Annotated in this window: 1 protein-coding gene; it reads right to left on the bottom strand. The window is 42.2% G+C overall.

The annotated features are described in order from the left end of the window. The coding region (locus HMPREF2603_RS10405) for a Rib/alpha-like domain-containing protein (RefSeq protein WP_148130476.1) at nucleotides 1-344 on the bottom strand (344 nt) is incomplete at both ends.

Below are 344 nucleotides of genomic sequence, written 5' to 3'. Positions count from 1 at the left end.
ACATTCACTGTATCCGTTGTTTTATCTGGATAAGTCACTGTGACTGGAACTTCGAACTCGCCGCTTGTTTTACCGTCAGGTACTTTCGTTGTATCTACAGTAATAACTGGTTGATCTCCTTCTTTAGGGAAATCTGGAACGCTTACTTTGCCTTTGACTTCATCTTCAGTAGTCGCGCTGCCATATGGTTTAGTGATTTCTCCTGCAGTCGGTTCATATTTATCATTTTGCGGTTGTGGAGTCACTGTAACTTTGACTGTTACATGATCTCTTGTACCGTCTGGATATGTCACCGTTACTGGCACATCGAATTCACCTGGTGTTTGACCATTAGGTACTTTTGT

The sequence above is a fragment of the Staphylococcus sp. HMSC055C03 genome (assembly GCF_001809385.1).
Taxonomy (GTDB): domain Bacteria; phylum Bacillota; class Bacilli; order Staphylococcales; family Staphylococcaceae; genus Staphylococcus; species Staphylococcus simulans.
The sequence above is the reverse complement of the archived record's forward strand: the minus strand, read 5'-3'. Positions and strand labels throughout refer to the sequence as shown.